The 13,301-nt window shown below is 58.5% G+C and carries 11 protein-coding genes and 1 pseudogene; all 12 read left to right on the forward strand.

Going from position 1 to position 13,301, the window contains the following annotated elements; translation table 11 throughout:
• A partial coding sequence (locus JO015_00140; protein ID MBV9997500.1) for a substrate-binding domain-containing protein occupies nucleotides 1-1,015 on the forward strand: 1,015 nt, incomplete at its 5' end.
• 124 nt (nucleotides 1,016-1,139) lie between these two features.
• Nucleotides 1,140-2,081 carry an ABC transporter permease gene (locus JO015_00145; protein ID MBV9997501.1) on the forward strand — a complete coding sequence of 314 codons (942 nt, stop codon included), beginning with the start codon at nucleotides 1,140-1,142 and terminating at the stop codon, nucleotides 2,079-2,081.
• 217 nt (nucleotides 2,082-2,298) lie between these two features.
• A complete protein-coding gene (locus JO015_00150) occupies nucleotides 2,299-3,270 on the forward strand; it encodes a thiamine pyrophosphate-dependent dehydrogenase E1 component subunit alpha (GenBank protein MBV9997502.1) in 972 nt (323 codons plus the stop codon).
• The gene (locus JO015_00155) at nucleotides 3,270-4,286 is read left to right on the forward strand and encodes an alpha-ketoacid dehydrogenase subunit beta (protein ID MBV9997503.1); all 1,017 of its coding nucleotides are present in this window, start codon (nucleotides 3,270-3,272) and stop codon (nucleotides 4,284-4,286) included. Before JO015_00150 ends, JO015_00155 begins: the two co-directional genes overlap by 1 nt.
• 32 nt (nucleotides 4,287-4,318) lie before the next feature.
• The gene (locus JO015_00160) at nucleotides 4,319-5,221 is read left to right on the forward strand and encodes a class II fructose-bisphosphate aldolase (GenBank protein ID MBV9997504.1); all 903 of its coding nucleotides are present in this window, start codon (nucleotides 4,319-4,321) and stop codon (nucleotides 5,219-5,221) included.
• 27 nt (nucleotides 5,222-5,248) lie between these two features.
• The gene (locus JO015_00165) at nucleotides 5,249-6,496 is read left to right on the forward strand and encodes a 2-oxo acid dehydrogenase subunit E2 (GenBank protein MBV9997505.1); all 1,248 of its coding nucleotides are present in this window, start codon (nucleotides 5,249-5,251) and stop codon (nucleotides 6,494-6,496) included.
• Nucleotides 6,497-6,545: 49 nt separating this feature from the next.
• Complete coding sequence (locus JO015_00170; GenBank protein MBV9997506.1) at nucleotides 6,546-6,893, forward strand: NAD-binding protein; 348 nt, start codon at nucleotides 6,546-6,548, stop codon at nucleotides 6,891-6,893.
• A gap of 6 nt (nucleotides 6,894-6,899) precedes the next feature.
• Complete coding sequence (locus JO015_00175; GenBank protein MBV9997507.1) at nucleotides 6,900-8,462, forward strand: FGGY-family carbohydrate kinase; 1,563 nt, start codon at nucleotides 6,900-6,902, stop codon at nucleotides 8,460-8,462.
• 357 nt (nucleotides 8,463-8,819) lie between these two features.
• Nucleotides 8,820-9,176 (forward strand): annotated as a pseudogene (locus tag JO015_00180) (hypothetical protein).
• A gap of 94 nt (nucleotides 9,177-9,270) precedes the next feature.
• The gene (aceA, locus tag JO015_00185) at nucleotides 9,271-10,575 is read left to right on the forward strand and encodes an isocitrate lyase (protein ID MBV9997508.1); all 1,305 of its coding nucleotides are present in this window, start codon (nucleotides 9,271-9,273) and stop codon (nucleotides 10,573-10,575) included.
• A gap of 491 nt (nucleotides 10,576-11,066) precedes the next feature.
• Nucleotides 11,067-11,978 (forward strand): alpha/beta hydrolase, encoded by a 912-nt coding sequence (locus tag JO015_00190; protein ID MBV9997509.1) that lies wholly within the window; start codon nucleotides 11,067-11,069, stop codon nucleotides 11,976-11,978.
• A 14-nt stretch (nucleotides 11,979-11,992) separates the two neighbouring features.
• A complete protein-coding gene (locus tag JO015_00195; GenBank protein ID MBV9997510.1) occupies nucleotides 11,993-13,168 on the forward strand; it encodes a substrate-binding domain-containing protein in 1,176 nt (391 codons plus the stop codon).
• Nucleotides 13,169-13,301: the final 133 nt, after the last annotated feature.

A 13,301-nucleotide genomic window follows, 5' to 3' on the forward strand; every position in this document is an offset into this window, starting at 1 on the left:
CTCGTCGGAAATGGAGGAAGTGCTCGAAGTGTCGGACCGGATCATGGTGATGCACCTGGGGCAAGTCAAAGGCATCGTGGATGCACACAGCGCAACCCAGGAAGGGTTGCTGGGCATTGCGATGAGCTTGAACGAGGACCTCCATCGTACACTCGTCCGGCCGGTTACCAAACCGCTCACCTTCACTTACATCCCCAAGCTGGCTCACCCCTGGTATGACGAGGTGAAACGCGGGATTGAGGATGCCATCAGGGAAGTGAAGAAGGAAGGCGTCGAAGTCGCCTACGTTTGGGATGAAACGGCCCAGGCCGACGTCGACGAACAGAACCGCAAGATCGAAGCGGCCGTTTCTCGCAAGCCGGATGGGTTGTCCGTGGCCGCTTTGGATCCGGTGACCAACTCCCAGGTGCTCGACGAGGCTCTCAACGCCAACCTTAACGTCCTGACGTTCGGCCAGTATGCCGGGCCCAAGTACCCCTTCGTTGGCCGTCGCGACGACTTGGCCGATGGGTATGATCTGGCCAAACACCTGGCCGAAAAGCTGGGCGGCAAGGGTAAGGTGGCTATCCTGTCCGGAAGCTTGACCGCCCCCGACCACCAGGGGCGCGTGCAGGGATTCAAAAAAGCTTTGGCGGAGTACCCGGACATCGAAATCATCTTCGAGCAACCTGACAACGACAACCTCGGGCAGGCGGTGTCAATCACCGAAAGCGCCTTGCAGGCGCACCCGGACCTTAACGGCATCTTGTGCAGCAACGCCAGCAACCCGATCGGGGCGGCGCGGGCCGTAACAAGCGCCGGCAAGGCGGGCGAGATCCTGATCGTGGGCATGGACAACCTTCCTGAAACGCTGGAACTCGTCAAAAAGGGCGTTATCCTGGCCACCAAGGTGCAGCGTCAGTGGGACATCGGCTACTGGAGCTTGCGTTACCTGGTCGCGCTGAACCGGGGTCAGGCGATCCCGCAGGATCATGACACCGGCGCCACCCTGGTAACGGCCGAGCTACTTAGGTGAACGCAGCGGTAAACGCCGCGAATCAAGAGCCATGAGCATAAAGAATCCACCTTCAATCGGCACTACCACTGACCTGCCGGCCACGGCAGACACGCCGAAGACCGACCGCCCCAGCCCCGGAGGTATGGTTAAAGCACTCTTCCGCTGGGAAGCGAGTGGGGTATTGCTGGCCCTGGTTGTGCTATGCGTGCTGCTCAGCATTGCTTCACCGAATTTCCTATCCTCTTACAACCTGACGGTGGTCATACGCGAGGCGTCCTTTGTGGGGCTTGTCGCTCTGGGACAAACGTTAGTGCTGCTGTTGGGCGGCATTGACCTTTCGGTGGGCGCCGCTGCCGCCCTTTCCGCCATCGTGGGATGCCTCCTCTTAAAAGCGATGGGACTGCCTCCCTGGCTCGTCATTCCCGCCACGGCCGTGTTTGGTCTTTTGCTCGGTTCAATCAACGGCTTTTTTGTTTCCGTCGTCAAATTGAACCCGTTTATCGTGACTCTGGCCACCTGGGAAATCTTTGCGGGCATGACGCTCGTCATCACCAAGGGTTATCCGATCCGGCCGTTGGGCCCGGCCTTTACCATTTATGGCCAGGGCCAGATCTTCGGCATTCCCGGGCCGGTCTTACTCTTCTTCGTCGCCGCCGCGATCCTCGTGTGGGTGCTTAGCATGACCCGGTTCGGACGCAACCTTTACGCCATCGGCGGCAACCGGGATGCGGCTACCCTGGTTGGAATTCCGGTGTTACGGAACGAACTCCTCGTCTATGCGCTGGCGGGAATGTTCGCGGCGCTCGCCGGGATTATGTACGCGAGCCGGATGGACGCCGGTCAGCCGTCTGTCGGTGAAGGCTGGCTGATGAAAGCCATTACGGCGGCGATCCTCGGCGGCACGTCGCTAAAGGGAGGGCAAGGAACGATCCTCGGAACGGTCTTCGGCACTCTCCTGACCGCGGTTCTCGCCAACGGGTTATCGCTTATGAACGTTTCGGCTTACTGGGCGCGGGTCGTCGTCGGTGCGATCGTCCTGATCGCCATCCTCGGGGACCTCTTGCGTCAGCGAGGGAAAGGCTGAGGGTGATTTGCCGGGCAATCGTCTGAGAATGCTGAGCGCCTCGAGAGCCGTTTTATGCGGGAACGCATGGTAGGTAAGAACGAAATCTCACCTCGACGAAATCCGGCACCCGAATAAGGGTGTGCGTTTTTGGTTCATCACATGGTTTGACAACATGGCAAGCAACATAGCACCTGCATTTACTTCACAAGTAGCGGCCAAGCCAAGCGCGTTTTCAATGCCCGAGAAGGGCAAAGCGCTCGGTCTGTATGAATCGATGGTCCTCATCCGCAAGTATGAAGAGCGGATCTACTTTCTCTTTTTGGAGGGCCGCATCTCTGGCAGCATTCATCAATCGCACGGGCAGGAGGCCTGCGCCGCTGGCATGTTGTACGACACGCGGCCAACGGATTACATGGCCTCGACCCATCGGCCGGCAAGTCACGATCTGGCCAAAGGCGTCTCGCTCGATTCGATGATGTGCGAGATGTTTGCGAAGAGCAACGGCTGCTGCCGTGGGAAGGGTGGCGCCATGCACACCGGCGACATTTCCGTGGGCGCCATTCCGGCGAATGCGCTGGTGGGCAGCAACATCCCGATCGCCACCGGCATGGGCTTTTCCTGCAAAATGCGCAAGACCGACAACGTCGTCATCTGCTTCTTTGGGGATGGCGCCAGCAACGAAGGCGCGTTTCACGAAGGCATCAACGGCGCGGCCATCTGGAACCTGCCGGTAATTTTCGTTTGCGAAAACAACCTCTATGGTGCTTCGACGAGCGTCAAGGCGACGATGAAGATCGAGACCATCGCCCAGCGCGCGGCTTCTTACGGTATTCCCGGTGAGCGCATCGACGGCAACGACGTCCTTGCCGTCAATGATGCGGCCACCAGGGCAATCGCGCGTGCGCGTCGGGGTGAAGGCCCGACGCTGCTTGAGCTCATGACCTACCGCATCGCCGGTCACTCGCGCAGCGATGCGTGCGCGTATCGCCCGGACGAGGAGGAAGCGTACTGGTTCGCGCGCGACCCCATTAAACTGTTCCGCAACCTGCTGCTTGAGACCAAAACGGCAACCGAAGCCGAGTTAGATGGAATTGATGCCGGCATCGAAGAACGCGTCGACAGGTCAGTCGAGCTGGCCGAATCCTCCCCTGACCCGCGTCCCGAAGACGCTTTGGAAAATGTTTACTGGAATTCCGGAGACCGATAATGGCGAAGATCTCTATTGTTGAAGCATTGAATCAGGCCCTCATGGAAGAGATGGAACGCGACGAGCGCGTCTTCTGTCTTGGTGAGGACATCAGCGACGCCGACGGTGGTTACGGCGGCGCGTTTGCGGTGACGCGGGGCCTACACGCCAAGTTTGGTTATGATCGGGTGTTGAATACCCCGATTTCCGAGATCCTGATCGGGGGGATGGCGGTAGGCGCCGCCATGACGGGGATGCGTCCCGTCGCCGACCTCCAGTACGGTGACTTTCTCTTCTGCTGCATGGACCAGTTGGTCAACCAGGCCGCAAAGATGTGCTACATGTCGGGCGGCAGGGTCAAAGTTCCCATGGTGATGCGCGCACCGGTGGGCGCTACCGGCCGAGGAGCGCAGCACGGTCAGAGTCTAGAGGGCTTCTTTACCCACGTCCCGGGGATGAAAGTCGTCTCCCCGGCGACGGCCTACGACGCAAAGGGCCTGCTCAAGAGTGCGATTCGTGATGACAATCCCGTTCTGGTGTTCGAGCACAAGCTGCTTTACGGGGGCAAACGCAAAGAGAAGGAAGCGCTCTCCACAGCCGGCGAGGTCCCTGACGGCGAGTACACCGTTCCGTTCGGCGAGGCCGCCGTCCGCCGCGAAGGGAAGGACATCACCATCGTTGCCAATCTCTTGATGATGTACTTCGCCATGGACGCCGCCGCTGCGCTCGATCAGGAAGGCATCAGCTGCGAGGTCATCGATCCGCGTACCCTGGTGCCGTTCGATTACAAGACCGTGGTGAATTCTTTGCGGAAAACCGGGCGTCTGCTGATCGTGCACGAGGATAACTACCACAACGGTTGGGGTGCCCAACTTTCCGCTTACATCGCAGAGAAGGAGATCTATTTGCTCGACGCGCCTATCAAACGTGTCGCTACCTACGATGTGCCGATCCCGTGCGCGCCCATCATGGAGAAATTTGTGATCCCATCCCCGGAACGCATCATCGAAGCGGCGCGTTCGCTGATGAAAGAATAACGTGTCCAAGCAAAAGGAGAAAGGTCCGCCCAATGTCATTGATTCGATGTATTGACCTGCTTCGGCACGCCCACGAAAATTCCTACGCCGTCGGCTACTTTGAGGCGTGGGACCTGGAGTCGCTGCTCGCGGTCGTTCGTGCTGCCGAGGTCGCACGCTCGCCGGTCATGGTCGGATTCTGCGGTGAGTACCTCGCCAACCCGCAGCGCAAATTTAAGGAAGACATCAACCTCTACGGCGCGCTGGCACGGCAGGTCGCGCAAAGCGCTTCCGTTCCGGTAGCGACGCTCTTGAACGAGTCGACCGACATGAACGTGGCCTACCAGGGAGTGAAAGCCGGCTTCGATATGGTGATGTTCGTCGATGAAGGAATGCCGATTGATCGACTCACCGCGGTGACGCATAAGCTCGTCGAGTTTGCTCATGCGTGCGACGTGGCGGTCGAAGGCGAAGTTGGTTCGCTGGGGGTGGCCGATCAGTCCACCGGGCAACAGCAGGCGGGTCATCGGACTGATCCGAAGATCGCGGCAAAGTTTGTCGCTGAGACGGGCGTCGACGCGCTGGCAGTGTCCATCGGAAACATACACTTTCTTGAAGGGCGCAAAGTCGAACTGGACTTCGAACTGCTGGAGCAACTTCACGAACGAGTCTCGGTTCCGTTGGTTCTGCATGGCGGGACGGGAGTGGATAAGGCCGATTTTCGGCCAAGCATTGAGCGCGGCATCGCCAAGGTGAACGTGGGCGCTGGCTTAAAGCGCGTCGTGATCGAGAGCGACCGCCGGTACTTGGCCGAGAGCGACCCCAGTCGCATGAATCCCAATGACGTGCTTGGGCGCGGCGGTAGGCTGGACATGAACGTGCGTGGCCAGGCAGCTCTAATGGACGAAGTGATTGGATTCATCAAGGCTTTCGGCGGCGAGGCCAAGGCGAGCTAAGGAGAAGAGATGCTCACCAAAATAACGATGCCGTCCGGCGGAACCAACACCGACCAACTTCGGGTGGTGTCGTGGAAGAAGCAGGAGGGCGATGCCGTCAAACGCGGCGACATTCTGCTCGAGGTTGAGACCGACAAAGCCGTCCTCGAAGTTGAGAGCTTTGCGCAGGGCACGCTCCTTAAGCGCCTGGTGGAAGAGGGCAGCTACGGAACGGTCGGGGACGTGATCGCTTATATCGGAAAGCCCGAAGACCTGAAAGCGCTCGAAGCCGAGCCCGCGTCGAGCGCACCCGTCGCGGGTGACCGGAGCGAGTCCACGCCGATTGTGCCGGCCACGGTGCCATCAGCAGTGGAGACCGCTTCCGCCGTAGCGGAGACCGCCCCCACGGTACTGGCCGACTCTTCAAATCGAAAAGCGAAAGCGACGCCCGCCGCGAAAAAAGAAGCCCGCGATCGCAGCCTCGATCTGGCGGAGGTTTATCGCGCTGTGGGCAAAGATGTTCTGCGGCGCAGCGATGTGGCGCAATTCGTCACGGCAAACGCGGGATCCTCAAAAGCAACCCAGGCTATCGGAGATGTAACCGGAGATGTAACAGGCTTTACCCTCGTCCCGCTGACGCCCATGCGGCGAATCATTGCCGAACGCATGGAAACGGGCGCTTCAGTTCCCACTTTCACGGCAGAGATCGAAGTCGACATGACCGCCTGCGTCCGGCTGCGCTCCGAGCTGAACCAGCATTTCAAGAATAACAAGTTCGGCTATCACGACATCATTGCAAAGTGCGCCGCCATCGCGGCCGTGGACTATCCTTTCGTGAACGCGTCCTTCACCGATCAAGGCATACGAGTCTTCCAGTCAGTCAACATCGGTATCGCGGTGGCGTTGGAGCAAGGCTTGGTGGTGCCTGTCGTCTGCGATGTGCGGAGGAAAACCCTGGCCTCTCTCGCAGAGGCGAACGCCGCCAATATTGGGCAGGTCCGCACCGGGAAATTTGATCCCAAGCTTCTTGAAAACGGGACGTTTACCATCTCTAACCTTGGCAAGTCTCCCATCACGCGCTTCACCGCCATCCTTAATCCGCCGCAAGCGTGCATCCTAGCCGTAGGGTCCATCCACTCACGCGCGGTGTGGGCGGACGGTCAGTTCCGCGAGCAACCCACTGCAGCCGTCACCGGGACCTTCGATCACCGCGTCATCGATGGAAAGTACGGCGCGGACTTTTTGACGCGACTCAAAGAATTGCTCGAACATCCCCACTTGGCTCTCGTTGACTGAACCCGAGCACCCATCTCCGAATTCACTGACGATCTGACGATGGTATAAGGTGGCGAGCGCATTTGATGCTTTCGGAAGAAATGTCACGGTCATCGAAATGCCCGATCGCGTGCGGTTCGAAGAGGACCAGGACGTCAAAGACGAACTCGCCCGGCTTTTGGAATGCAGGAGAATCGATATTCGTACTGGCGCGCGGGTCGGAATCTCAGGCGTCGACCAGCGGCCAGCAAGGTGGGAGTCCGGCAGCGGGACGATGGCAGGCCGGCGGAGGCCTCACGGCGAACCGGTGGCGGCGCATCAGCACGGCCCATCCCTCACCTGGCGAAGCCTCGAAAGGGGCGGTCATGGACCGCCGTCAGTTAGCTGTCCACAAATTCAACCGAAGGTTCGACGGTAACAACCAATGACTGATTATTTGATCGGGCTGGATCACGGAACGGGTGGAGCCAAGGCGTGCATCATCGATGACCAAGCCAGCATTCTCGCTTACGCCTATCGCGAATATCCCATCTACACGCATCATTCCGGATGGTCAGAGCATGACCCTGATCTGTACTGGCAGACGGCTTGCGAGGTCATCAAAGAATGTCTCAATACTTCAAAGGTCCGCCCGGATCAGATCAAAGGGATCGCCAACTCGTCCGCGCTACCTTCGTTGGTGATGGTGGATAAACATCACCGTCACATCAATCTCGCGTACAACCTAATGGATCGCAGGGCTACGGAACAGGTGCAGTGGCTGCGCGATAATGTTGGCGAAAAGCGGCTCTTCGACGTCAGCTGCAACCGGCTGGAAGATCACCCCACGCTTGTGAACCTGATGTGGGAAAAGCAGAATCGCCCGGAAGATTTCGCGCAGATATACAAAGCCCTGACCATCGACGGGTACGTCCGCCTGAAGCTGACCGGGAAGGCGACGGCGAATTTCTCTTCGGGCGCGTTCTATGGCATCGCGTATGACCTACGCCAGAACAGGTTCGACGAAGAACTCCTCGCGAAAATCGGTTTAGATCCGCAGATCATGCCTGACTTCTTCTCCTGTGAAGAGGTCATTGGCTCAATCACGGAAGCGGCTGCCGAAGAAACGGGCTTGGTTGCGGGAATTCCGGTCGCGGCCGGTTCGGTTGATTGCAACGCCGGCTGGGTGGGAGGCGGCGCAGTAAACGCCGGCGACATCCAGGTTAACCTGGGTACATGCGGCGTCATCGGCGTCGTCCACGAAAACCCGGAGTTGATCGTCGACACGATGATCAACTGCTCCTACGTGACTGACTCGCGTAAGGTATTTGCCACGATAGCAGCAACAACATGCGGCGGCCAGTCCGTGCGTTACCTGCGCGACAATTTTTCCCAGCTCGAACTGGCTACAGAAAAAGTTGTCCCGGGATTCAGTACGTACGATTCGATGGAGAAGCAGGCCGAGTCCGTTCCTCTCGGTTCTGATGGCTTGCTCATTTTGCCTTACCTGATGGGAGAGCGCACGCCGCTTTGGGATGTGCACGCCCGTGGGGTCATATTCGGCCTTTCGTTAAACCACACCAAGGCCCATCTTGTCCGAGCCATGATGGAAGGCGTCACCTTTGCGATGTACGAGTCGTTTAGCATCATCCAGGACCACTGCCCGCACATCAATCTTCCGATCGTTCTGAACGAGGGCGGTGCGAAAAACCGGCTATGGCGCAGAATGATTACCGACATCTTCAACGTTCCGACGGCGTTTGTGAAGAGCCGGATCGGCGCACCCATGGGAGACGCCATTTTGGCCGGTGTGGCGACCGGAATCTTCAAGGATTTCGCCATTGCCAGAGAGAAGGCAGAATACATCGATCGCATGGATCCGATCCCGGCGAATCACGACCGTTATATGGAGTACTACCAGCTTTACCGCCGGCTTTATTCCCACATCCAGGAGGATTTTGTGACGCACGCAAAGCTACGCGAGCACCACCGGCCCCTTTCTCGTTGAAACCTTCGCAGGCTTTCTGAGTCTCCGCGTGTTTCGCCAACGCTCCCGTTTTCGAATCGACGAGGGGACTCAATGAATCACAAAGTAGTAAAAAGTATGAATAGCGGCGCATCAGGGTTAGTCGCCGCGAAGCGGCGCTCCCTGTAGAGCCCTGGGCAGGTGGGCAAGTGCCGGCTGCTTGGGTGGAAGCAATTCCGGGATCAAGCAGGCGGCTTGGTAGAACGGGTTATGGTGGGCAGGAAGCGGGCGCAACGACGTTTGCAAGCAACGTGGCCAACGCCTTTACGGCTCAACGCACCCGTTGGAATGTGATCCTGGTCGACCAGATGGACACCCTGCCGGCGATCCCGTCGCAAAGTGGCCAATCCGGCTGCGGGGCGATTAGTCACCGCGTTGTTCACGGCGGCGAGTATTTCCGCCTTGATCTCCGGGGCGATTCACTTCACGGCCAGTACCATCCGGGCTGCCCCGCGGATCACCAAGGCCAAACCAAATGCGCAGGCCGTTTCCTCCATCTTCTTTTCATGCGTCTGCCCGAGCAAGTGCTGGTGTACGGCGATCGCGCGGTCACTCCCGATCCGGGCGTGGAAACGCTGACCGATACCGTCATCCAAAGCGCCAAAGAGCCCGGTCGCCGCTCGCGGAACGGTCCTCATTTTTCCGGATTTGAACACGGGCGATGCACTACCGGCGAGCGCTTCGTCGAGTTTCTGACCCTGCCGGGCTACGAACGGCTCGACTAGCGAACCCGGACCGAGAGAGTCGCCATTTAGGAAAACGTAACCAACTGACAAAACTAAAGAAAATGATGAGCACAACAGCCAATGAAACGATAGCAACGCAGGCGCCCGCAGCGCTCAAGATCCGCCGGACTGAGCCCGGGACGCGGTGGAAGGATGTGACCCGTCCCTACGCTCAGCAGGATGTTCAGCGGCTGCAAGGCACCGTGAAGGTCGAATACACCCTGGCGAACCTGGGCGCGGCGCGGCTCTGGCAACTGCTCCAGGAAGAGGAGTTCGTGCCCGCGCTCGGCGCGCTGACGGGCAATCAGGCGGTCCAGCAAGTCAAGGCCGGCCTTAAGGCCATTTACTTGAGCGGCTGGCAAGTGGCCGCCGATGCCAACCTGGCGGGTCAGATGTACCCCGACCAGAGCCTGTACCCGGCCAACAGCGTGCCCGCGGTAGTCAAACGGATCAACCAGGCGTTGCTGCGGGCCGACCAGATTTGTCACCTGGAGGGTAAGGACCAGATCCATTGGATGGCGCCGATTGTCGCGGATGCCGAAGCTGGTTTCGGCGGACCGCTTAACGTCTTCGAGTTGGTTAAGGCCTTAATTGAGGCGGGCGCAGCCGGCGTGCACCTGGAGGATCAACTGGCGTCTGAAAAGAAATGCGGCCACATGGGCGGCAAGGTGCTCATCCCCACCCAGCACGCGATCAAACACCTGGTGGCGGCGCGGTTGGCGGCTGATGTCTGCGATGTGCCGATGGTGGTCATTGCGAGAACGGATGCCAACGCCGCCAGCCTGCTGACCAATGAGATCGATGAACGCGATAAGCCGTTTATCACCGGCGAACGCAGTCCGGAGGGGTTCTTCCGGGTGCGCGCGGGCATTGAGCAGGCCATCGCCCGTGCGGTTTCATACTCCCCTTACGCGGACCTGATCTGGTGTGAAACCAGCGAGCCGAACTTAGCCGAGGCCAAACGCTTCGCCGAAGGCGTCCACCAGCAGCATCCGGACAAACTGCTGGCTTACAATTGCTCGCCGTCATTCAACTGGAAGAAAAAACTCGATGACGCCACGATCGCGCGGTTCCAGCGCGAACTGGGGGCGATGGGTTTCAAGTTTCAGTTCATCACGCTGGCTGGTTTTCATGCCTTAAACTACGGCATGTTCAACCTGGCCCGAGACTATAAGGAGCGTGGGATGTCTGCGTATGCCGACTTACAGGAAGCTGAGTTTGCGGCCGAGGCCCATGGGTACACGGCGACCCGGCATCAACGGGAAGTTGGTACCGGATATTTCGACGAGGTGAGTCTGGTCATCTCCGGCGGCAAGTCGTCGACCACTGCCTTACACGGTTCTACTGAGGCGGAGCAGTTTCATAATTAAGCACGTTTAGAACAGTAGAGGTAGCCGCTTGAAAGCCACTGAGGGGGGGACTCCTCCTGTGTTTTGGGCCGCGCAACACACTGCCCCCCACGAAGGCACCTCGTTCATAGATTTTGCGTCAGCGTTTGGTTGTCGTCCCTTTGCGAGCGGGACAGGCGCGGTGGGGCAGTTGCCACCAGATCGACAAAGCGGGCTTGTGGTCGAAGGACTGCGGGCCGAGATGCGTGCGCACGAACCTTTTTCCCGGTGCTTAGAAAAAGTTTGTTTGTTAGTAAAAAACTATTGACGAGTTCTACCTGAAAATGTTTTCTTGACGAGCACCGGTCTTTGCCAACCGTTGCCAAGCTTTCGACGCGATCCACCCCCTCTGCAATACACAACGACATGGACAGAGTTTCCATGGAAGGACGTGCCCGCGGCTGCCTGCGCGACGCTGCAAGCTCCCCTGGCGACGTTGCGAACTACGGACGCCAATAAGGTAAAGGAGAGAAATGCCAGAGATTTTTGATCATACGGGAACTCCCCTCAGACACGGGCGCGCCCGCGTCAATGGAATACGCATGCATTACGTCACAGGCGGTCATGGGGAACCGATCCTACTCGTACACGGCACGCCCAAAACGCATTTTTACTGGTATAAGCTGATCCCTCGTCTAACAGAGCATTTTACGGTTGTCGCCCCGGATCTGCGGGGCTTCGGAGACACCGATCGGCCTCCAGTCGACGAAGGTTACGATTCACTGACAAACGCAAGGGATCTGGCCGAACTGATGTCTCTGCTCGGGCACGAACGGTTTCACCTGCACGGCGAGGACCGCGGTGCGGAATTTGCCTATGTTCTGGCGGCAACCGAACGCGAGCGGGTCAAGACATTGTCGTTCTGTGAGATGTTGCTGTCCGGCGATGAACTGGAGAGGTGGTCGTACTTCACCAAGGACAACATCTCAGCGCAATTTCGCCAGCAGGGCGTTTGGGTCTGGCACATACCCTTTTTCTGGATTCCCCACATCCCTGAAATGCTGATTGAAGGGCATGAACGCGAGTTCTGGGAATTTTGGATTCGGGCCGAAACCTGGAACCCCACCGCCATCACCGCCGAGGCCATCGACGAGTGGATCGCACGGTTGATGAGCCCCGGCGGCCTGCGAGGGGTGTTGGAGACTTACCGTGCAGCTTTCAAGAATGCGCGCATCAATGAGGAACTGCGAAAAGAGCGCCTCACGCTCCCGGTTATGACGGTGGGCGCCCCGGAGTTTTTCGGGCCCCTGGTTAAAGAGCAGATGCTCAAAGTGGCCGATCGCGTCGACCGCGCCGAAGTCTTCGAAGAGTGCGGACATAGTCTGGCTCTCGAGGCAGACCAGCGGCTCGCGACGCTGCTTCGCGAATTCATGTTGAAGCAATAATTACGGAGGCAACTATGTCATACAAAATACGCGTTACTACTCTCTGCAGTCTTCTCGTGACCTGGGCGACTCTTGCCCACACGAATGCTGCAGGCAACATAGGCGACATCAAACAGCCGCTCTGGTATCAGCCGCCATCCGAGAAGACCCTTGAGCTTGCCAAACTTGATGACCTATCCCAAACGGTCGTCAGTGACGGGGAACAGGGAGAGAAGGGCGTTCTTGCATCAACGCTGACCGTCACGGACGATCAGGCGGCAAAGATCAAGGCCGGCAAGTTCACCGTGGGTATCGCCATGGGCTGGCTGGGCGATGACTGGGCGTCTCAGCAATTGAAGGGTCTCAAGACGACCTTTGATAAACTGGGCGTTAAGGTCATCGCGGAAACGAATGCCGATTGGGATGATGCCAAGCAGATTTCCAATCTGGAAGCCATCGGCGCTCAAAAGCCAAGCCTCCTCGTCTCGATTCCCCTTAACAAGAAGACCACAGCCATTGCTTACAAGAAGATTCAAAAATCCGGGACGAAGGTGATGTTCATTGACCAGGCGGTCGACGGGATGACGGCAGGAAAAGACTACATATCGATCGTTTCCTCCGACAACCTGGCGCTTGGAATGTACGTCGCGGACGAACTGGCGAAGGCGATCGGCGGCACCGGCGACGTCGCAGCGATGTACTTCGCAAACGATTTCTACGTTACTAACCTGCGATACATCGGCTTTATCGCCCGTCTCATGGTGAAATACCCGAACGTGAGGCTTGTCGCGGCGGCCGGCCATGACGACCCCAACAAAGGCCAGGAGGTTGCGCAAGCGGTCCTGGCGCGCTATCCGAAGCTCAAGGGCCTGTACGGTTCGTGGAGCATTCCGGCGATGGGCGCGGCAACGGCCGCACAGGTGGCCGGGCGTAATCCCCAGAACTTCAAGATCGTGTGCGAAAACTTCGACCAGATTGTTGCGGCGAACGTGGCAAAAGGCGGATTGATCGCCGGTATCTCTTCCCAGCGTCCTTACGATCAGGGCGTAGCGGAAGCGACGGCAGGGGCGCTCGCTTTGATCGGTGTTCCGGTGCCCACGTACATCGTGGTGCCGCCGCTGGCGGTAGACCGTCAGAACCTGGCCGAAGCCTATCAGACGATTTATCACATTCCCCTCCCTGATAAAATGCTTGCGGACCTGAAAAAATAGCGGCCTGCGCCGAACCCCGGTCCGGACGATCGTGCGCGCATCGGTCCGGACCGAACCGATACCGGTCCTGGTCTAATCGATCCCACCTGTCACCCTTCGCTCACACCCGGAACCCGTTTCCAATAACCGCAAA

The organism is Verrucomicrobiota bacterium (assembly GCA_019247695.1).
GTDB lineage: Bacteria > Verrucomicrobiota > Verrucomicrobiia > Chthoniobacterales > JAFAMB01 > JAFBAP01.